Genomic DNA, 19,919 nt, shown 5'->3' on the forward strand with positions numbered 1-19,919 from the left:
GCGCGCTCAGGGTCGAAGCGCCGACGGCACCCGCGCCTCGGGGCCCGCGACGCCGCCGACCGCCTCGACGAGCAGCTCTCTGGCCCTGCCGAGGTGTTCTTCCAGCAGGGCGACGGCGGCCTCGCCGTCGCCGGCCGCGATGAGTTCGAGCAGGCGGGCGTGCTCATCGTGGATCAGCCCGGCAGGCAGGAGTTCCCTCCCCTGCACCTGGCTCATGCACAAGCGCACCTCGGACACGAGGGAGCGATACATCCGGCTCGTGCGCGGGCTGTCCAGTGCGTCGACGAGGCACATGTGGAACCGCATGTCCGGCTCGACGATGCCGACCGGGGAACCGCCGGCCACGGCGATGTCGGCGTTGGCCTGCGCCGCGCCCGCCGGAACGGCCCGCACGCCGGCGAGGCGCCGCAGCACCTCGCTCTCGAGATAGGCGCGGGAACGGTAGATGTCGCGCACATCCGCCGGGCCGAGCGCCGGAACGCGAGCCGACTTGTTGGCGCCGCGCACGAGCAGCCCCTCGGCGACAAGCTTCTCAATCGCCGCCTTCGCCGTCGGCCGGGCGACCTCGTACGTCGCGGCGACCTCCGACTCGGTGAGCACGGCATCCTGCCCCAGGTCGCCCGAGAAGAGCCGCAGGCGCAGATCGGCTCCGATTGCCTCGACCGCGGACTTCGTGACGACCCGCACGACCATGAGGCTCCCTTTCGACCCGAGACCACCATTTTGACATGCAAATAGAAGAGAATGCTTGACTGTATTGCGTACTTGTATAACAATCGAGACAAGCCGCGGTACTGGAGCCGTGCATGACTCAGTGCGGAGTTCTTATGTTCGAGCAGGTTCTTGATCCGATTCTCGGCTCGCTGGCGGTCTCCGCCGCCGTCGCCGCGTTGCCGCTTGCGGCCCTCTTCATCCTTCTGGGCGTGTTCAAGATGAAGGCCGCCTACGCCGCCCTCGTCAGTCTCGCGATCGCCATGGCCCTCGCCGTGTTCGGGTGGCGGATGCCGGTGACGCAGTTGCTCAGCGCGACCGCGGAGGGCGCCTTCTACGGCCTGTTCCCGATCCTCTGGATCCTCGTCAACGCCCTCTGGATCTACAAGCTCACGGTCGTCACCGGGTGGTTCGAGGTGCTCGGCCGCACGATCCGTGCGATCTCGCCCGACCTGCGCATCCTCTCGATCCTCGTCGCGTTCTGCTTCGGCGCCCTGCTCGAGTCGCTCGCCGGGTTCGGGGCGCCGGTGGCCATCTCCGCCGCGATGCTGCTCGCCGCGGGCATGAAGCCCATCCGCGCCGCCGTCGTCTCCCTCCTCGCCAACACCGCCCCCGTGGCCTTCGGCGCCATGGCCGCCCCGATCATCACGCTCTCGGGCGTCACGGGACTGCCCATCGATGACCTCGCGTCGATGGCCGGGCGGCAGACGCCGTTCGTCGCCATCCTCATTCCCCTTGTTCTCGTCTTCGTCGTCGATGGTAAGCGCGGGGTGCGCCAGACGTGGCCCGTCGCGCTCGTCGCCGGTTTCGTCTTCGGTCTCGCCCAGTTCGTGACCTCCAACTTCTTCGCGGTCGAGCTCACCGACGTCGTCGCCGCCGTCGCCACCGTCGCTGCGGTGCTCGTCATGCTGCGGTTCTGGCAGCCGAGGGAGATCGTCGGGCTGGGTGTCGACGGGGACGTCGTCGTGCAGACCCGCGCCGAGGCCGCCGCGGCCGAGAGCATCCGCAGCGGCATCGCCCCGCGCGCCACCGAGACGATCAGCGGCGGCGCAGCGGTCGCCACGGCCACCGCGACTTCCGGCGTCCCCGTCGCCCAGCGCACGGGAGCCCGGTCGGTGTGGATGGCCCTCGCGCCGTACCTCGCGATCATGGCGATCTTCTCGGTCGCCCAGATCCCCGCGGTGAAGACCTGGCTCGCCGAGGTCGGCACGGTCGTCTTCCAGTGGCCCGGACTCGACGTCGTCGATGCGAGCGGCGCCCCCGCTCCCGCGATGACCTTCAAGCTCGACCACCTCAAGGCGACCGGAACGCTGCTGCTCCTCTCCGGGATCGTCACGATGGCGCTGTACCGGGTCGGCCTGCGCGACGCGGTCCGGGCCTACCGCGACACGATCGTGCAGCTCAAGTGGACGATCCTCACCGTCACCGTCGTGCTCGCCCTCTCGTTCGTCATGAACCTCTCCGGCCAGACCGCGAGCCTGGGCTTCGGGCTCGCGGCGACCGGAGGACTGTTCGTGCTGCTCTCCCCGGTGATCGGCTGGTTCGGTGTCGCCCTGACCGGATCGGACACCTCCTCCAACTCGCTCTTCGGCCTGCTCCAGGTCACCGCGGCCCGCCAGGTCGGGCTCGACCCGGTGCTGATGGCCGCCGCGAACTCCTCTGCCGGCGTGCTCGGCAAGATGCTCTCCGTTCAGAACCTGGCCGTCGCCGCCGCCGCGGTGGGCATGGTCGGCTCGGAGGGCGAGCTGTTCCGCAAGCTCATCGGCTGGAGCCTCGGGCTGCTCGCGTTCCTCACCATCATCATCGTGCTGCAGGCGGGCCCCGTGCTCGGATGGATGGTGCCGTGACAACCGTGGCCGCGCCGGCCGAAGCGGAGTCGGCGCACGGCGCGCGGGCGGCATCCGCCTCGGTTCTCGAGGCCCTGCGGGGGAGCGTGGCCGACCCCGCCCGGGTCACGTCCCGCGCGATCGACCGTTACGCTCTCGCCCACGACGCCTCGCACTTCCTGCTCATCCCGCAGGCGGTCGTCGTCGCGCAGGACGCCGAGGAGGTCGGCCGCCTGATGCGCTCGAGCGCCGCGCACGGGGTGCCCCTCACCCTTCGCTCTGGCGGTACCAGCCTCTCCGGGCAGGCCATCACCGACGGCATCCTCGTCGACGTGCGCCGCAACTTCACCCGCGTCGAGGTGCTCGACGGCGGCGCTCGGGTTCGGGTTCAGCCCGGCGTGACCGTGCGCGCCCTCAACGCCCGGCTCGCACGGTTTGGCCGCAAGTTCGGCCCGGACCCGGCGAGCGAGATCGCCTGCACGATCGGCGGCGTGATCGCCAACAACTCGAGCGGTATGGCCTGCGGTACGGTCGACAACGCCTACCAGACCCTCGAGTCGTTGCTCATTGTGCTGCCGAGCGGCACCGTTATCGACACCGCCGAGGTCGACGCCGACGCCCGCCTGCGCGCCCTCGAGCCGGTGCTGCACGCCGGCCTCGTGCGGCTCGCCGCCAGGGTGCGGCAGAACCCGGCATCCGTCGCGGTCATCCGCCACCAGTTCTCGATGAAGAACACGATGGGATACGGGCTCAACTCGTTCCTCGACTTCGAGCGCCCGGTCGACATGCTCGCCCACCTCATCGTCGGCAGCGAGGGCACCCTCGGTTTCGTCGCGGAGGCCGTGTTCCGCACTGTTCCGCTGAAGACGTACGCGGCCACCGCGCTGCTCGTGTTCGACGACCTCCTCGCCGCGAACAGTGCTCTGCCCGCGCTCGTCGACACGGGCGCCGCCACCGTCGAGCTCATGGACGCGCTGTCGCTTCAGGTCGGGCAGTCCGGCGCGGACGCCCCCGCCCAACTGCGGGACCTGCGCATCGACAAGCACGCCGCGCTGCTGCTGGAATACCAAGGCGAGAGCGCCGCCGAGCTCGAGCAGTTCGCGACCGCCGGCCGGGGCCTTCTCGCCCGTCTTCCGCTCGACGCGGCGACCGCGCTGTCGACGGATGCCGCGGCGCGGGCCGCGCTCTGGCACCTGCGCAAGGGCCTCTACGCGACCGTCGCCGGGGCGAGGCCCCCTGGTACCGTCGCCCTGCTCGAGGACGTCGTCGTCCCCGTCGACGCGCTCGCCGGGACTTGCGAGACGCTGATCGGGCTCTTCGGCAAGTACTCCTACGAGAACAGCGTGATCTTCGGCCACGCCAAAGACGGCAACGTGCACTTCATGCTCACCGACACGTTTGTCGGGGAGGAGTCCCTCTCGCGCTTCGGCGCCTTCACCGAGGACCTCGTCGAGCTCGTGCTCGGCGCGGGCGGATCGCTCAAGGCCGAGCACGGGACCGGGCGCGTCATGGCGCCGTTCGTGCGCCGCCAGTACGGCGACGAGCTCTACCGGGTCATGCGCGAAGTCAAGAACCTGTGCGACCCGGGCGGCCTGCTCAACCCCGGCGTGCTGCTGAGTGACGACCCGAACGCGCACGTCACGTCGATCAAGTCGTCTCCGCCGGTCGAGGCCGAGGTCGACTCCTGCGTCGAGTGCGGGTATTGCGAACCGGTGTGCCCCAGCCGCAACGTGACCCTCACCCCGCGCCAGCGCATCGTCACGAGGCGGGCCATCGCGCAGGCAGAGCTCGACGGCGACACCGCCCTCGTGGCCGAGCTCGAGAAGGACTCCGTGTACGAGTCGGTGCAGACATGTGCCGTCGACGGCATGTGCCAGACCGCCTGCCCGGTGCAGATCAACACGGGCAGCCTCGTCAAGCGGCTGCGGGAGCAGGACAACACCCGCATCGAGAAGGCCCTATGGGCGCAGGCGGCCACCCATTGGGGCGTCGTCACCCGCGGCGCCGCGGCCGCGCTGAGTGTTGTCGATCGCGTGCCGATCGGCCTGCTCGCCGCGCCCAACGCGGCAGCGCGTGCGGTGTTCGGCACAGACCGTGTGCCGCTGTACTCCGACGAGCTCCCGCGCGGTGGCGCGTCGAGACGTCGGCCGGCCCCGACCGGTGCGCCGGATGCCGTCTACCTGCCCGCCTGCGTCGGGACGATGTTCGGACCCGTAGACGGAAGCCCCGGCATCCAGGCGAGCTTCGAGGACCTGTGCGAGCGGGCCGGCATCACCCTGCTCGTGCCGACCGAGATCGACGGGCTCTGCTGCGGCACACCGTGGTCGTCGAAGGGACTCGCCGACGGCCTATCCCGGATGCAGGAGCGCACGGTCGCCGCGCTGCTCGCGACGACCCGAGGGGGAGAGCTGCCCGTCGTCTGCGACGCGTCCTCGTGCACCGAGGGCCTGCTCCAGTCGATCGCCCAGACCCCCTCCGGAGCGGCCCTGACGATCGTCGACGCCGTCGAGTTCGTCGCCACGCGGGTGCTGCCCGGCCTGCCGCCGCACGAGCGGATCGCGTCGCTCTCGCTGCATCCGACCTGCTCCTCCACCCGGCTCGGCACGAACGGGCACCTCGCCGAGGTCGCTGCCGAGGTTGCCGAGAGCATTCGGGTGCCAGAGGACTGGGGATGCTGCGCCTTTGCGGGTGACCGCGGGATGCTGCATCCGGAACTCACCGAGTCGGCGACCCGGGTGCAGGCCCAGCAGGTGCGCGACGCCGGCAGCGAGGCCCACGCCTCATGCAACCGCACCTGCGAGCTGGGCATGACCCGCGCGACCGGCCAGGAGTACCAGCACGTGCTCGAGCTGCTCGCGGCGGCGACGAGGCCGGGGGAAACCCCGGCACGGTAACAAAAGTTTTCCTTGGCTCTCCCCCGTTCGGGGGATAGCGTCGAGATCACGGCCTCAAGCCGGACCGGCTCGAGTCGAATTCCGTGATCATAGGAGATCCCCTTGGAACAGAATAGGAAAACCCGGCGAGCCGTGCTCGCCACCTCGGCCGTCTCGGCCATGGCCCTTGTCGTGAGCGTCGGCTTGCCCGCCAACGCCGACAACGGCACCGACACGAGCGCTCTGCGTGAAGCGGTATCGTCCGCCGCGATCATCGATCACCTCGAGCAGCTGCAGCTGATCGCCGACCAGAACGACGGCAACCGCGCCGCCGGCACTTCCGGCTACGAGGCCTCGGCCGTGTACATCGAGGAGCAACTGGCCGCCGCGGGATACACCACGTCGCGCCAGGCATTCTTCTACGACCAGTTCGTCGTCACGAGTTCCGCCGTCGCGCGGATCACGCCGTCCCCGCGCACCTACGTGGACTTCGACGAGTACTACGTCATGACCAACTCGGGCGCGGGTGACGTCACCGCCGCCGTCACCGCGGTGGACCTCAACCTCGCCGGCGACCGCGCCTCCACCAGCGGGTGCGAGGCGAGCGACTTCGTCGGCTTCCCCGCGGGAGATATTGCCCTCATTCAGCGCGGAACCTGCGCGTTCGCGGACAAGGTCGTCAACGCAACGGCAGCCGGAGCATCGGCCGTCATCGTGTTCAACCAGGGCAATGCCGACGACCGCCTCGGTGTCGTCTTCGGAACCCTCGGTGACGTGCAGCTGGGCATCCCCGCGATCGGCACGAGCTTCGCCATCGGCGAGGAACTCGCCGGGCTCGCCGGCGTGACGATGAGGGTCGCCGTAGACGCGGCGCTTGAGACGATCGACACGTTCAACGTGCTCGCCGACTCGGCCGGTCGCACCGACCGCACCGTCGTCGTGGGTGCGCACATTGACTCGGTGGCCGAGGGTGCCGGAATCAACGACAACGGGTCGGGAGCAGCCGCAATCCTCGAGACCGCCATCCAGCTCGCCGAATCCGGCAACGCGCCCACCAACCGGGTCCGCTTCGCCTTCTGGGGAGGAGAGGAGGACGGCCTGATCGGCTCCGAGTACTACGTGTCCCAGCTCAGCAAGAAGGACATCCAGGACCACGCCGTCAACCTGAACTTCGACATGGTCGGATCGCCGAACTACATTCGCTCCGTCTACGACGGCGACGGATCCGCGTTCGGCGCGACCGGCCCCAACGGCTCGTCGCTCGTGGAGAAGGTGTTCCTCGACTACTTCGCCTCGCAGGGTCTGACGACCGTGCCGTCGGAGTTCGACGGCCGCTCGGACTACTTCGCGTTCATCAACAACGGCATTCCCGCCGGTGGACTGTTCACCGGAGCCGAAGGAGTGAAGACGGCGGAGGAGGCCGCGCTGTTCGGCGGCACCGCCGGTGCGGCCTACGACCCGTGCTACCACGCGGCGTGCGATGACATCAACAACATCAACCCCGTGGTGCTCGAGCAGATGGCCGACGCCATCGCACACTCCACGCTGACGTTCGCCGAGACCACCTCCGCGATCAACGGCACCGGCAAGGGCAAGGGCTCCGGCTCGATCGACATGGAGTTCAAGGCCGACCGCAACATCAAGTAGCGCACGCACGCGGGGGGAGGTCGCCTTCGGGCGGCCTCCCCTTTTTTCTAGGTCGAGTTCTACAGGTCGAGCGACTCGCCCGGCTCGAGTGGGCTGAACTGGCCGCCGTTCTGTTCGGTCACCGACCCGATCCGCGCGTTCGACAGCGACTTGCCTGCGACCGAGAGCAGCATCTCGTGCACCGGGAAACTGCGCTGCGGCTTGACGGCGTCGACGTAGTCCATGACCTCGGCGATCTTGAGCCAGGGGGCGCTGGCCGGCACCGCGAGGGTGCCCACTTCCACGCCCTCGGGGATCGTGAACGAGTCGCCGGCGTAGTAAAGCTCGTCGTTCACGAGAACCCCGACGTTGTCGACGATCGGGATCGACCGGTGAATCTCCGCGTGCGAGCCGCCGAAGAAGCGCAGGGTGAACGGACCGACCACGTGGGTGTCGCCAGCGGCAACCTCGGTGACGTCGAACCCCTCGGCAGCCGTCACGACGCCAGCCGGGCCGAAGATCTGCGCGTCGGAATTGACGTCGAGGATGCGCCGGAGGTGCTCCGGGGTCCAGTGGTCGGGATGCTCGTGCGTGATCACGATCGCGACGACGCCGCGCGCGTCGGTGAGCGGCAGGGTGAACGAGCCGGGATCGACGATGAGCGTCTCACCGGCCTGTTCGAGGACCAGGCAGGAGTGTTCGCGTTTGGTGAGCTTCATGTCGAAATCCTACGCGCGGGCCGAATGGCGTCGAAGGGGGCGAGCCGCGCCTAATGTTGGCCTCGTGGAGACGGCGCCGAAGAGAATTGTCGTCGCGATCAATCCGGCGGCCGCGTTCGGGTCGAACGGCGGCGTGGGCCCGGCGGTCGTCGCTGCGCTCCGTGCCCGCGGACACGATGTCACGAGCCTGAGCGAGGCGAACTTCTCGCGGCTCCTCGAGGTGACGACCGCGGCTCTCACCGATCCCCCCGACGCCCTGGTTGTCGTGGGCGGCGACGGCATGGTCGGTTTCGGAGTGAATCTCACCGCGCAAACCGGCATCCCCCTCGGCATCGTGCCGTCAGGCACCGGCAATGACATGGCGCGCGGGCTCGGCATCCCCGTCGACGACACCGAGGCCGCCATCGCGGGCCTCGTCGCCGCGATCGAGCTGCCGCCGCGCACGATCGACGCGGGGCTCATCACGCGCACCGACGGCAGCATCCGCTGGTTCGCCTGCGTGTTCTCGGGCGGATTCGACGCGAAGGTCAACGAGCGCGCGAACCGGATGCGCCGCCCCAAGGGCAAGAGCCGTTACATCGTCGCGCTCCTCCGGGAGCTCGTGACGCTCGCGCCGATCCGGTACGGCCTCGAGCTCGACGGCGTGCGCTCGAGCCAGGACGCGATCCTTATCGCCGTCGGCAACAACGTGTCGTTCGGGGGAGGGATGCGGGTGGCCCCGGACGCACGTCTCGACGACGGACTGTTCGATGTGGTGACGCTCGACCCGGTGAACCGGCGCCAGCTGCTGAGAATCTTCCCCTCGGTGTTCTCCGGCACCCATATCCGCGACCCGCGGGTGCGCGTGCGGCGTGCGGCGCGCGTGCGGATCGCGGCCGCCGGCGTTGTCGCCTACGCCGACGGGGAACGGGTGGGGGAGCTGCCGCTCGACCTCCGGGTCGTGCCCGGTGCCCTGGCAATTCTCGCCTGACGCGCCCGGGCGCGCTCGGTTGGTGCGGCACCCCGAGTTATGGCATACTCGTTGAGTTGTCTACTACGGCCCCATCGTATAGCGGCCTAGTACGCTGCCCTCTCACGGCGGTAACACGGGTTCGAATCCCGTTGGGGTCACAACTGCCCGGCGCTCTTGTTCTGCAAGGGTGCCGGGCACTTTTTCGTTCAGTGCGCCGTTCGTGCGGCTGTTGTTCACTCGTGCGGCCGTAATCGCACTAGCGCGAGTGAACGACGACCGCGCGACCGCTGCCGGACCGCCACGTACGCCGCTTCGACGGGGAGCTCGAGTTGCCCGGCGGAGCCGACGTCGATCGAGACGACGGATGCCAGTGCCCTCGACATCCTGTTCGAGACCGATTCCGACGGGCCGTGCACCGCCGACCTCGCGCCGACCACCTCCGAGTTCACCGTGCCCGACGATGCCGCGACGTCACCGCTTGTGATCACCGGTCGCGGCGTGAGCGAGGAGCCGCTCGAGCTCGCTCGACTAGCCCGCCATGCCGCACGCCTCCACGAGGTAGGCGTAGATCTCCGAACGCAGCTCGTCGCTCACGGGCACGGAGTAGACGCCATCCACCTTGCCCATCGATACCTCGACCGGCAGCAGAGTACCCCGCTTGTCTTCGGCGATCGCGTGCGGGTCGCAGCGATTGGGCACGAAGTCGACCATGATCAAGCTCGGTCTGCCGGCGGCGTCCACCTCGAGGTTCAGACCCCTCGATTCGATGATGGCCCCGGATGCCGGATCGGCGAGTGCCATCAGGATCGCGCCGCGCATCGATACCAGGGTCAGAGACCCGGATGCCCCGGTCGGCACGATCTCGAGCCCGAGCGACCCGACGAGGGTGCCGCCGATGACGGTCGTGCTGAGCGGCCCGGCCAGTGCGAGCATGGCGATGGTCTCGACGGACTGCGCGAGGCAGTCCTCGGCGCGGAGGGCGGGCAGTCGATCGAAGCGGTCGAGCGGGAGCACCTCGGCGACCTTGGGGCCGTCCTGCACGAAGCTCAGGCGCACCTTGTGCTCCGCCCGGCTCGACGAGCAGTCCGCGGCGCTGAGCTGGACGGGCAGGTTGACCGTCGTGCCCGGGCGGATCGTCGCGGAGTCGCGCACGGTCCAATCGGCCGGTGCGACGAACTGCGACGAGTCGAAGCGAGCTCCGGTGACGACGATGGCCGCCGCCGTCTCGTTCGTGATCGAGATCTCGAGACGGCGCGTTGGCACGTCGGCCCGGGTCTGGAACACGCTCACCGAGACGCCCGCCGGCACCGAGGCCGGCTCGGCCGTCGGGGGAGGGGTCGCGACGGGAGTCGGATCGGTCACCGAGCATCCGGCCACGACGAACGCCGTAACGAGCGCTCCAATGAGCGCCGCGCCCGCCGACCTGCCAGCTCGCCCGTGCATCCGCCGTCCGTCCTCTCGAGCGGAAGGCGTCAGAGACCGCGCCCCTTAGCCTGGCCGGTCATCCGCGCGATCTCCGCGTCGACATCGGCCTCAGTGTAGTAACGGCGGCCGGGGCCGTAGGCGTCGAGGCCGATGAACAGCGCCGCGATTGCTCATACTGCGAGGTTACGCCGAGCCCGCGCCGTTCCCCACGGACGAAGGTCCCGTTCAGCGGGCGCGCAGCTCCCGGGCGAGCTCGTCGTAGCGGGCGGCCTTGAGTTCGTTCTCGGCGCGCACGAGGTACTCGTCGATCGTCGGGTCGACGGGCGCCCCAACGGCGGGGGCGGATGTAGGACCGGCGTGCGTTCCGGCCGACATCCGGTCGATCCAGGCCAGCGCGATCGCCGACACGATGAAGACGATGTGGATCATGACCTGCCAGAAGACGCCGTCGTAGGTGTAGTTGTCGCCCGTGACGTTGTCGGAGGCGGCGCCGGTGGCGCCGAGGTCGCCGACCTCGATAAAGGTCTTGAGCAGGTGAATCGAAGAGATGCCGATGATCGCCATCGCGAGTTTGACCTTGAGTACGTTGGCATTGACGTGCGAGAGCCATTCGGGCTGGTCGGGGTGCCCGTCGATCCTGATGCGGGAGACGAAGGTCTCGTAGCCGCCGATGATGACCATGATCAGAAGGTTCGCGATCATCACGACGTCGATGAGGCCGAGCACGCCGAGCATGATCGCAGCCTGCTCGATGTGGAGGGGGTCAGCGATGACCTCCTCTGCGAGGTGGAATAGCTCGACCATGAAGACGATGACGTAGATGACCTGGGCAACGATGAGGCCCAGATAGAGGGGGGCCTGCAGTCAGCGGCTGAAGAAAATCAGGTATCCGACCGCGGAGACCCACGCGGATTGCGGCCGATATTGACGGGGACTATTGAGAGATGACACCCGAGGGAGCGTAGCCCCACGCATCCTCGGCTATCCTGTAGGTCGCGAAGGGGAGTATCCCAATTCGCCGCAGTCGTCATCACGGGCAGCAGAGTCGAGGCCCCGGTTGCGGTGGTGATGTCCATCTGGTCGTCACGGGAGAGACTTTCGGTCTGTTTGGCGTTCGCGCCCCCCCTCACAGTGAAAGGTTCCTCGTGGAACTCACCCAACTCCCGCTCGCATTCGAGGTCATCTCGATCGTCGTGCTGCTCGTCATCCTCACAATCGACCTGCTGCTCGTCATCCGGCGCCCGCACGTTCCGTCGCTCAAGGAGTCGAGCCTCTGGGTCGCGTTCTACGTCTCACTCGCGCTGGTCTTCGCGTTGCTGATGCTGATCCTCGCGGGCGGCGAGTATGCGGGCCAGTTCGTAGCCGGGTGGCTCACCGAGTACTCCCTCAGCATCGACAACCTCTTCGTCTTCGTCATCATCATGGCGAGGTTCGCCGTGCCGCCGAAGCTGCAGCAGGAGGTGCTCATGATCGGCATCGTCATCGCGCTGATCCTGCGCGGTATCTTCATCCTGCTCGGAGCGCAGCTGATCGAGAACTTCAGCTGGATCTTCTACATCTTCGGCGCATTCCTCCTGTATACGGCGTGGAAGCAGGCCTTCCACGAGGAGGACAACGCGACCGAGGCGACCGACAACTTCGCCATCCGCATGATCAAGAAACGCGTCGCGACGACGCCCGAATACCACGGCGCGAAGATCCGCGTGAACATCGACGGCCGCAAGGTGTTCACCCCGATGCTCATCGTGTTCCTCGCGATCGGGTCGACGGATCTGCTGTTCGCCCTCGACTCGATCCCGGCCATCTTCGGGATCACGCAGAGCCCGTTCATCGTGTTCACCGCCAACATCTTCGCCCTGATGGGCCTGCGCCAGCTCTACTTCATGCTCGGTGGCCTGCTCGAGCGCCTCGTCTACCTGCACTACGGGATCGCGTTCATCCTCGCGTTCATCGGCGTCAAGCTCGTGCTGCACGCGATGCACGTCAACGAGCTCCCGTTCATCAACGGCGGCGAAGGGATCGAGTGGTCGCCGGAGATCGGCACGTTCACCTCGCTCGGCGTCATCGTCGGGGCGATGGCCGTCGCGACCGTCGCGAGCCTCGTGAAGTCGTCGCGCGACGAGCGCAAGCGTCTGGCCGGCGTCACGAAGTAGCGGGACGGAGTGCGGTCTGCCGCTCGCTGTCAGACCGCCGCGCCCAAGCGCTCCGCCGACAGGCGCTCCGCGGCCTCGAGCGTCGTGGTGCCCTGCTCCCGCGAGGTCGTCAGGATCGCCGCGACCGTGTCGCCGATCGCGTCGACCCGACGGGAGACCGCGTCGAGGTCGGCGCCGTGAACGGAGGCCATCGAGAGGTAGATGACGCCGCCCGCGTTCACGACGAAGTCGGGCGCCCAGAGGATGCCGCGAGCGTCGAGCAGTGCCGCGCCGCTGCGGTGGGCGAGCTGGTTGTTCGCGGCGCCGACGACACCGAGCACCCGCAGCTCCGAGATGACGCGCTCGCTCAGCACGCCGCCGAGGCCGCACGGCACGAAGAGGTCGGCCTCGACCGTGTGGGCGGAGTCCACGTCGACCCACTCCGCACCGATCTCGGCCGCGAGCTTCCGTGTGGTGAGGTTCACATCGGTGACCGTCAGACGCGCGCCGGCGGCGGCGAGGGCGCGGGCCAGGCGGCCGCCGACCTGCCCGAGGCCGGAGATGACGAGATGGCGGCCGGCGATTTCCCTGGTTCCGAAGAGGGCCTCGACCGTCGCGAGGATGGCCGCATAGACGCCGGCCGCGGTCGCATCCGCCGGCTCGCCGACGCCGCCGCGGTCGGCGGGTAGGCCGCAGACGTGGTCGGTGCGCTCGGCGACGATCGACATCAGCTCGGCGCTCGTACCGACGTCTTCGGCGGTCATGTACGCGCCGTTCAGGCTCTCGATCGCATCGCCGAGGTCGAGCATCGCGTCCCGCTTCTGTGCGGAGGTCAAGACGGTTCCGACCGGAATGCGGATGACCGACTTGCCGCCGCCGAGGGAGAGCCCTGCCGCAGCGTTCTTCAGGGTCATGGCCGCGGAAAGGCGGAGGGCGTCGGCGAGGGCATCCGTCCAGTTCTCGTACTGCCACATGCGGGCGCCGCCGAGGGCCTGCCCGAGGGCGGTCGAGTGAACGGCGACGATGACGACGAGACCGGAGCGAGGGCCGGTGGTCACGAGCACGCGCTCGTGGGTGAGATCGATTCCATCGAGGGCATCGCGAACGGGGGTGGGCGTGGCAATCGTCATTGAACTGCTCCTGTGTGACTGGCCTTGTGGGCGGATGTTGGCGCGCGATTGTGGTGCGCATCGACTCCCAGCATATGGGCGAGCGTTCCTCCAGCGTGCCCCGTCCGATGCTCGGCACGTAGAATGACGAGATTGAGCGCACGCGCTCGTCGTGACGGAAAGGTGGGACAGTGGGCAGGACGCTGGCAGAGAAGGTATGGGACGACCATTTGGTCGTCGAGGGTGCCGACGGCAACCCCGACCTGCTGTACATCGACCTCCACCTTCTCCACGAAGTCACCAGCCCGCAGGCGTTCGACGGGTTGCGCCTCGCCGGTCGCCCGGTGCGTCGGCCCGACCTGACGATCGCGACGGAAGACCACAACACCCCGACGCTCGACATCGACAAGCCGATAGCCGACCTCACCAGTCGCACCCAGATTCAGACCCTGCGCAATAACGCCGCCGAGTTCGGGGTGCGCCTGCACTCGCTCGGGGACATCGAGCAGGGAATCGTGCACGTCGTCGGCCCGCAGCTCGGCCTCACGATGCCGGGCATCACCGTCGTCTGCGGCGACTCTCACACCTCGACGCACGGCGCCTTCGGCGCGATGGCGTTCGGTATCGGCACGAGCGAGGTCGAGCACGTGCTGGCAACCCAGACCCTGCCACTCACGCCGTTCAAGACGATGGCCATCACCGTCGAGGGGACGCTGCGCTCCGGCGTCACCGCGAAGGACATCATCCTCGCGGTCATCGCCAAGATCGGCACGGGAGGCGGCCAGGGCTACGTGCTCGAGTACCGCGGCAGCGCCATCCGCGCCCTCTCGATGGAGGGCCGCATGACGATCTGCAACATGTCGATCGAGGCCGGAGCACGCGCCGGAATGATCGCACCCGACCAGACGACCTACGACTACCTGCAGGGGCGCCCGCACGCGCCGACCGGAGCCGACTGGGACGCCGCGGTCGCCTACTGGGAGACCCTCGCGACCGACGCCGATGCGGTGTTCGACGCCGAGGTGTTCCTCGACGCGGACGAGCTCGAGCCGTTCGTCACGTGGGGCACGAACCCCGGCCAGGGCGTCTCGCTCAGCGACAGCATCCCCGACCCCGCATCGATTGCCGACCACAATGATCGCGCGGCAGCCGAACGAGCCCTCGCCTACATGGACCTGGCCCCCGGCACCCCGATGAAGGACATCGCCGTCGACGCGGTCTTCATGGGCTCGTGCACGAACAGCCGCATCGAGGACCTTCGTGCCTTCGCCTCCGTCATCAAGGGCAAGAAGAAGGCCGAGGGCGTGCGGGTCATGGTCGTACCCGGCTCAGCCCGTGTGCGGATCGAAGCCGAAGCGGAGGGGATCGACAAGATCGTCACCGAGTTCGGTGCCGAATGGCGTTTCGCCGGATGCTCGATGTGCCTCGGAATGAATCCCGACCAGCTCGCCCCCGGAGAGAGGTGCGCCTCGACCTCGAACCGCAACTTTGAGGGGCGTCAGGGCAAGGGCGGACGCACCCACCTCGTCTCCCCGCTCGTCGCCGCGGCGACCGCGATCCGCGGTACGCTATCGAGCCCCGCCGACGTCGCCCTGGAAGTGAACGCCTGATGGAAAAAGTCCTGAGCATCACCGGGATCGCCGCGCCTCTCGCCGAGTCGAACGTCGACACCGACCAGATCATCCCGGCAGTGTTCCTCAAGAGGATCACGAAGACCGGGTTCGACGACGCGCTGTTCTACGCGTGGCGGCAGGATCCGGACTTCGTGCTCAACAGGCCGGAATTCCAGGGCGCGAAGGTGCTTATCGCCGGCCCTGATTTCGGCACCGGGTCCAGCCGCGAACACGCCGTCTGGGCGCTGCGCGACTTCGGGTTCGCCGCGGTGCTGAGCCCCCGGTTCGGCGACATTTTCCGAGGTAACTCGGGCAAGCAGGGCCTCCTCGCCGGCGAGATCAGCGAGGCGGATGCCGAGAGGATCTGGGCCGTCATCGCCCAGTCGCCGGGCATCGAGGCGACGGTCGACCTCCTCGAGAAGACGGTCACCGTCGGCGATTTCACCACCGGATTCCAGATCGACGACTACACTCGCTGGCGGCTACTCGAAGGCCTCGACGACATCAGCCTCACGCTGCGCGAAGAGGCGCAGATCACCCAGTTCGAGGACCGTCGGGAATCCTGGCGGCCGAAAACCCTCCCCGCCCAGTAATTTTCCCCCCTCCACTACAAAGTCAGCGCAGGTGTAATGCATGATTCCTCTCGTCACGGATGCCAATAAGGCAGCAGCACGTGTGGGCCTGAAATCCGACTCGATCGTCATCAACGGCGGCAAGCGCCTCGAAGGGCGAATCGAGGTGCGGGGTGCGAAAAACCTTGCGACCAAGGCCATGGTCGCCGCGCTGCTGGGCGACACCCCGAGCCTGCTCAAGGGCGTGCCCGAGATCAGTGACGTCGGAGTCGTTCGTGGCCTCCTCGAGGTCTACGGCGTCAAGGTCACGAGTCCGGCCCCCGGCGAGCTGAGCTTCGACACGAGCCGGGTGGAGAGCGCGCACTTCGCCGAGATCGACGCGCACGCCGGTGCCAGCCGCATCCCGATCCTGTTCTGCGGTCCGCTCCTGCACCGCCTCGGCGAGGCTCGCATCCCGGACCTCGGCGGATGCCGCATCGGCGATCGCCCGATCGACTTCCACCTGGATGCGCTGCGCCAGTTCGGCGCGGTCATCGAGAAGGGTTTCGAAGGAATCCACCTCACGGCGCCGGACGGCCTCAGGGGTGCTGACATCGAGCTGCCCTACCCGAGCGTCGGTGCGACGGAGCAGGTGCTGCTGACCGCGGTGCTCGCGACGGGAACCACGGAGCTCAAAAACGCGGCGATCGAGCCCGAGATCATGGATCTCATCGCGATCCTGCAGAAGATGGGCGCGATCATCTCGGTCGAACCCAACCGCGTGATCCTGATCGAGGGCGTCGAACGACTCGACGGCTACAACCACCGCGCCCTGTTCGACCGCAACGAGGTCGCCAGCTGGGCCGCGGCCGCGCTCGTGACCCACGGTGACATCTTCGTCGGCGGGGCCCGCCAGACCGAGATGATGACCTTCCTCAACGTCTTCCGCAAGGTCGGCGGCGCGTTCGACGTGCAGGAGGACGGCATCCGCTTCTGGCACCCGGGCGGCGACCTCAAGCCCGTCACCATCGAGACGGATGTGCACCCGGGGTTCATGACCGATTGGCAGCAGCCGCTCATCGTCGCCCTCACCCAGGCGCACGGCGTGTCGATCGTGCACGAGACGGTATACGAAAACCGCTTCGGATTCACCGAGGCCCTGAATGAGATGGGCGCGGAGATCGTCGTACACAAGGACGGGCTGCCCGACCACCCGCGCCGCGTCGCCCGCCGGGACTTCGAGCAGGCCGCCGTGATCACCGGCCCGACGAAGCTCCGCGGCGCGAACATCTACGTTCCCGACCTGCGCGGCGGGTTCAGCCACCTCATCGCGGCGCTGAGCGCCGAAGGCCAGTCGGTCATCAGCAACATCGGCATCATCAGCCGCGGGTACGAGCACATCATCGACAAGCTCGAGACGCTCGGGGCTGACTTCGTCTATGAAGGCTGAGTTGTCCCAGTACCCCTCCGAGAAGACCCCGATCTTCCGGTTCCTCGCCGTCCTGTTGCTCCCGTTCATGCACGTGGTGGCGCGCTACCGCATCCACGACGGCGACAAGATGCCGAAAGCGGGCGCGTTCGTGCTCTCGCCGAACCACTACAGCGAGATCGACCCGGTCGTCATCGGCGTCGTCATGTGGAAGCTCGGACGGATGCCGAGGTACCTGGCCAAGGCGAGCCTGTTCAAGTACCCGGTGCTCGGCGCACTGCTGCGCGCCTCCGGCCAGATCCCGGTCGAGCGCGCGGGAGCAATGCGTGGCAACGACCCGCTCGTCGCCGCACGAAAGATCGTGAACGACGGACTGGCCGTCGTGATCTACCCCGAGGGGTCACTCACCCGCGACCCCGACATGTGGCCGATGCGGGGCAAGGCCGGCGCGGTGCGGATGGCCCTCGAAGCGGACATCCCGCTGATCCCGATCGCCCACTGGGGCACTCAGCTCGTGATGCCCCGCTACGGTAAGCGCATCAGCCTCTTCCCCCGCAAGACAATCCACGTGAAGGTCGGCGACCCCGTCGACCTGTCGGCGTTCCGCGGCAAGCCGCTCGATGGCCAGACGCTGGCCGCCGCGACCATGGTCGTGATGGATGCCATCACGGCGCTGCTCGAGGACCTCCGCGGCGAGAAGGCGCCGGCACAGCGCTGGGACCCGTCGAAGAACAACCAGAAAGAGACCGGTCGCTTTTGATCAACACGATGCCCATCCGGATCGTCTCACCCGGATCTCGCCGTGTCGCCGTGCTCGGTGCCGGCAGCTGGGGAACCACCTTCGGCAAGATCCTCGCCGACGGCGGCTCTGACGTCGCGATCTGGGCTCGCCGCCCGGAGCTCGCTCGCGAGATCTCGCAGAGCAAGCGCAACAGCGACTACCTGCCCGGCATCAACCTGCCCCGGCGGCTCTGGTCGAGCTCGCTGCTGCCGGACGTGCTCGAAGGCGCCGAGTACGTGTTCGTGTCGGTGCCGAGCCAGTCGGTGCGGGAGAACCTGCTCATCGTGCGCGAGCTCATCCCGAAGGACACCATCGTCGTGAGCCTCATGAAGGGCGTCGAGAAGGGCACCGGGATGCGCATGAGCGAGGTGATCCGCGAGGTGCTCGACATCGACGAGGACCGAATCGCCGTCGCATCCGGCCCCAACCTCGCCCTCGAGATCGCGAAGGAGCAGCCGACGGCCGCCGTCGTCTCCTCGACGAGCATGGAGACGGCGACGGCGGTCGCGATCGCCGCGACGAACCCGTACTTCCGCTCCTACGTCAACACCGACGTCATCGGCACGGAGTTCGGCGGCGTGCTCAAGAACCTCATCGCCGTCGCGATCGGCATCGTCGACGGCGTCGGCTACGGCGAGAACACCAAGGCCTCGATCATCACCCGCGGCCTCGTCGAGATGACCGACTTCGCCGTCGCCTATGGCGCGCGCCCGGAGACGCTCTCTGGGCTCGCGGGCCTCGGCGACCTGATCGCGACGTGCGAGTCGTCGCTCTCGCGCAACAACACCGCCGGGCGGCTGCTCGGCCAGGGCTACAGCTTCTCCGACGTCGTCGCGCAGATGAACCAGACCGCCGAGGGGCTCGCCTCGGTGGCCCCCGTGCTCAAGCTCGCGGAGGCGAAGGGGGTCGACATGCCGATCGTGTCGCAGGTGGCGCAGGTGCTCGCCGGCACGATGAACCCGCGCGACATCGCGCCTCACCTGACAACCGACAGCGACGAACCACGACCGGAGTCCTGAGTGACCCACGACAACGGCACCGGAAAGCTCGTCGTCGCCGTCCTGTTCGGCGGCCGCTCGAGTGAGCACTCGATCAGCTGCGCGACGGCCGGGGGAGTGCTCGCGGCGATCGACCGCGGCAAATACGACGTCATCCCGATGGGCATCACGGTCGACGGCGCGTTCACCCTCCAGCCGGATGATCCCGCCGCGTTCGCCCTCGACGGCGAGATGCTGCCCAGCGTGCCCGACAACGGCACCCGCGTGCAGTGGCCCCTCTCCTCGGCGTCGCGCGAGCTGACCGTCACGGATGCGGCCGGCGCGACACGCAGCCTCGGCGACATCGACCTCGTGTTCCCGATCCTGCACGGACCGTTCGGCGAGGACGGCACCATCCAGGGCCTGCTCGAGCTCATCGGGCTGCCCTACGTGGGCGCCGGCGTGCTCGCGTCGGCGGTCGGCATGGACAAGCACTTCTCCAAGACCGTGCTGCAGCACTCCGGCATCGCCGTCGCCCCGTGGCGCACCGTGTCCGCGCGCGAATGGGCGGCATCCCCCGGCATCATCGTTTCGGCGGCCGCCGCCCTCGGCTGGCCCGTGTTCGTGAAGCCGGCCCGTGCCGGATCGAGTGTCGGAGTGTCCCGGGCGGACTCGGCCGAAGACCTTCCCGCCGCCATGGCCGTTGCTCTCGCCGAAGACAGCAAGGTGCTCATCGAGGCGCGGCTTGTCGGCCGCGAGATCGAGTGCGGGGTGATCGGCGGGCGACGAGGCGAGGCCCCTCGTGTCTCGGTTGCCGGCGAGATCATTGTGCGCGGCGCCGGCTTCTACGACTTCACCGCCAAGTACCTCGACGCCGGTGGCGTCGACCTCGTCTGCCCGGCCTCGCTGACGCCGGGCGAGCTCGTCGAGATGCAGCGCCTCGCGGTGCTCGCCTTCGAGGCGATTGGGGCGGCGGGCCTCGCCCGCGTCGACTTCTTCCTCACCGACTCCGGGTTCGTCATCAACGAGCTCAACACGATGCCGGGCTTCACCCCGATCTCGATGTTCCCCAAGTGCTGGATGGCCACCGGGCTCAGCTACCCCGAGCTCATCGACGAGCTCATCGAGATCGGGCTCGAGACGGTTCGCTGACCACCGGCGTCGCCAGCGGAGCCGGCTCGGTTCGACGGCCGTC

The 19,919-nt window shown here is 68.2% G+C and carries 17 protein-coding genes and 1 tRNA gene; 12 read left to right on the forward strand and 6 right to left on the reverse strand.

What is annotated here, in order from left to right:
* Positions 1–6: 6 nt before the first annotated feature.
* Positions 7–693, reverse strand: coding sequence for a GntR family transcriptional regulator (locus ABIB15_RS10905; RefSeq protein ID WP_354478216.1), 687 nt, complete (start codon positions 691–693; stop codon positions 7–9).
* Between the two features lie 134 nt (positions 694–827).
* On the opposite strand from ABIB15_RS10905, the gene ABIB15_RS10910 reads away from it, so the two are divergent.
* The 3 genes from ABIB15_RS10910 to ABIB15_RS10920 all read left to right on the forward strand — a co-directional run bounded on the left by ABIB15_RS10910 (position 828) and on the right by ABIB15_RS10920 (position 7,057).
* Positions 828–2,558: an L-lactate permease gene (locus ABIB15_RS10910; protein ID WP_502908951.1), complete on the forward strand. Its 1,731-nt coding sequence runs from the start codon at positions 828–830 to the stop codon at positions 2,556–2,558.
* Positions 2,555–5,431: an FAD-binding and (Fe-S)-binding domain-containing protein gene (locus tag ABIB15_RS10915; RefSeq protein ID WP_502908949.1), complete on the forward strand. Its 2,877-nt coding sequence runs from the start codon at positions 2,555–2,557 to the stop codon at positions 5,429–5,431. The genes ABIB15_RS10910 and ABIB15_RS10915 overlap by 4 nt, the downstream gene beginning before the upstream one ends.
* Positions 5,432–5,533: 102 nt before the next feature.
* Positions 5,534–7,057 (forward strand): M20/M25/M40 family metallo-hydrolase, encoded by a 1,524-nt coding sequence (locus ABIB15_RS10920; RefSeq protein WP_354478221.1) that lies wholly within the window; start codon positions 5,534–5,536, stop codon positions 7,055–7,057.
* 59 nt (positions 7,058–7,116) lie between these two features.
* Here ABIB15_RS10920 and ABIB15_RS10925 read toward each other — a convergent pair whose 3' ends face one another.
* A complete protein-coding gene (locus tag ABIB15_RS10925) occupies positions 7,117–7,755 on the reverse strand; it encodes an MBL fold metallo-hydrolase (protein WP_354478223.1) in 639 nt (212 codons plus the stop codon).
* A gap of 64 nt (positions 7,756–7,819) precedes the next feature.
* On the opposite strand from ABIB15_RS10925, the gene ABIB15_RS10930 reads away from it, so the two are divergent.
* Together ABIB15_RS10930 and ABIB15_RS10935 are read left to right on the forward strand one after the other, a co-directional pair.
* Positions 7,820–8,725 carry a diacylglycerol kinase family protein gene (locus ABIB15_RS10930; protein WP_354478226.1) on the forward strand — a complete coding sequence of 302 codons (906 nt, stop codon included), beginning with the start codon at positions 7,820–7,822 and terminating at the stop codon, positions 8,723–8,725.
* Between the two features lie 67 nt (positions 8,726–8,792).
* Positions 8,793–8,865, forward strand: a tRNA-Glu gene (locus ABIB15_RS10935).
* Positions 8,866–8,940: 75 nt separating this feature from the next.
* Here the strand turns inward: ABIB15_RS10935 and ABIB15_RS10940 are convergent.
* The 3 genes from ABIB15_RS10940 to ABIB15_RS10950 all read right to left on the reverse strand — a co-directional run bounded on the left by ABIB15_RS10940 (position 8,941) and on the right by ABIB15_RS10950 (position 10,996).
* Positions 8,941–9,195: a hypothetical protein gene (locus ABIB15_RS10940; RefSeq protein WP_354478228.1), complete on the reverse strand. Its 255-nt coding sequence runs from the start codon at positions 9,193–9,195 to the stop codon at positions 8,941–8,943.
* Between the two features lie 40 nt (positions 9,196–9,235).
* Entirely contained in the window at positions 9,236–10,150 is a 915-nt protein-coding gene (locus ABIB15_RS10945; protein WP_354478231.1) for a hypothetical protein, read from the reverse strand.
* Positions 10,151–10,357: 207 nt separating this feature from the next.
* The gene (locus ABIB15_RS10950) at positions 10,358–10,996 is read right to left on the reverse strand and encodes a TIGR00645 family protein (protein ID WP_354478304.1); all 639 of its coding nucleotides are present in this window, start codon (positions 10,994–10,996) and stop codon (positions 10,358–10,360) included.
* 281 nt (positions 10,997–11,277) lie between these two features.
* Here ABIB15_RS10950 and ABIB15_RS10955 point away from each other — a divergent pair, with 281 nt between their 5' ends.
* A complete protein-coding gene (locus ABIB15_RS10955) occupies positions 11,278–12,285 on the forward strand; it encodes a TerC family protein (protein ID WP_354478234.1) in 1,008 nt (335 codons plus the stop codon).
* 29 nt (positions 12,286–12,314) lie between these two features.
* Here ABIB15_RS10955 and ABIB15_RS10960 read toward each other — a convergent pair whose 3' ends face one another.
* A complete protein-coding gene (locus ABIB15_RS10960) occupies positions 12,315–13,394 on the reverse strand; it encodes a Glu/Leu/Phe/Val dehydrogenase dimerization domain-containing protein (protein WP_354478237.1) in 1,080 nt (359 codons plus the stop codon).
* A gap of 170 nt (positions 13,395–13,564) precedes the next feature.
* On the opposite strand from ABIB15_RS10960, the gene leuC reads away from it, so the two are divergent.
* Genes leuC through ABIB15_RS10990 form a run of 6 tightly spaced genes read left to right on the forward strand, consistent with a single transcriptional unit; the run spans position 13,565 to position 19,876 of the window.
* A complete protein-coding gene (gene leuC, locus ABIB15_RS10965) occupies positions 13,565–14,983 on the forward strand; it encodes a 3-isopropylmalate dehydratase large subunit (protein ID WP_354478240.1) in 1,419 nt (472 codons plus the stop codon).
* The gene (leuD, locus tag ABIB15_RS10970; RefSeq protein WP_354478243.1) at positions 14,983–15,579 is read left to right on the forward strand and encodes a 3-isopropylmalate dehydratase small subunit; all 597 of its coding nucleotides are present in this window, start codon (positions 14,983–14,985) and stop codon (positions 15,577–15,579) included. Before leuC ends, leuD begins: the two co-directional genes overlap by 1 nt.
* 40 nt (positions 15,580–15,619) lie before the next feature.
* The gene (gene murA, locus ABIB15_RS10975; RefSeq protein WP_354478244.1) at positions 15,620–16,987 is read left to right on the forward strand and encodes a UDP-N-acetylglucosamine 1-carboxyvinyltransferase; all 1,368 of its coding nucleotides are present in this window, start codon (positions 15,620–15,622) and stop codon (positions 16,985–16,987) included.
* Positions 16,977–17,726, forward strand: a complete 750-nt coding sequence (locus ABIB15_RS10980; RefSeq protein WP_354478247.1) for a lysophospholipid acyltransferase family protein — start codon at positions 16,977–16,979, stop codon at positions 17,724–17,726. Before murA ends, ABIB15_RS10980 begins: the two co-directional genes overlap by 11 nt.
* Positions 17,727–17,734: 8 nt before the next feature.
* The gene (locus ABIB15_RS10985; protein ID WP_354478250.1) at positions 17,735–18,766 is read left to right on the forward strand and encodes an NAD(P)H-dependent glycerol-3-phosphate dehydrogenase; all 1,032 of its coding nucleotides are present in this window, start codon (positions 17,735–17,737) and stop codon (positions 18,764–18,766) included.
* The gene (locus ABIB15_RS10990) at positions 18,767–19,876 is read left to right on the forward strand and encodes a D-alanine--D-alanine ligase family protein (protein WP_354478253.1); all 1,110 of its coding nucleotides are present in this window, start codon (positions 18,767–18,769) and stop codon (positions 19,874–19,876) included.
* Positions 19,877–19,919: the final 43 nt, after the last annotated feature.

It is taken from the genome of Marisediminicola sp. UYEF4, assembly GCF_040546025.1.
GTDB lineage: Bacteria > Actinomycetota > Actinomycetes > Actinomycetales > Microbacteriaceae > Marisediminicola.

Bases quoted from the DNA above. Each gene is read 5' to 3' on its own strand.
- ABIB15_RS10910 (WP_502908951.1), top strand. From the start codon at position 828: ATGTTCGAGCAGGTTCTTGATCCGATTCTCGGCTCGCTGGCGGTCTCC.
- murA (WP_354478244.1), top strand. From the start codon at position 15,620: ATGATTCCTCTCGTCACGGATGCCAATAAGGCAGCAGCACGTGTGGGC.
- leuD (WP_354478243.1), top strand. From the start codon at position 14,983: ATGGAAAAAGTCCTGAGCATCACCGGGATCGCCGCGCCTCTCGCCGAG.
- ABIB15_RS10985 (WP_354478250.1), top strand. From the start codon at position 17,735: ATGCCCATCCGGATCGTCTCACCCGGATCTCGCCGTGTCGCCGTGCTC.
- ABIB15_RS10960 (WP_354478237.1), bottom strand. From the start codon at position 13,394: ATGACGATTGCCACGCCCACCCCCGTTCGCGATGCCCTCGATGGAATC.
- ABIB15_RS10905 (WP_354478216.1), bottom strand. From the start codon at position 693: ATGGTCGTGCGGGTCGTCACGAAGTCCGCGGTCGAGGCAATCGGAGCC.
- ABIB15_RS10945 (WP_354478231.1), bottom strand. From the start codon at position 10,150: ATGCACGGGCGAGCTGGCAGGTCGGCGGGCGCGGCGCTCATTGGAGCG.
- ABIB15_RS10980 (WP_354478247.1), top strand. From the start codon at position 16,977: ATGAAGGCTGAGTTGTCCCAGTACCCCTCCGAGAAGACCCCGATCTTC.
- ABIB15_RS10925 (WP_354478223.1), bottom strand. From the start codon at position 7,755: ATGAAGCTCACCAAACGCGAACACTCCTGCCTGGTCCTCGAACAGGCC.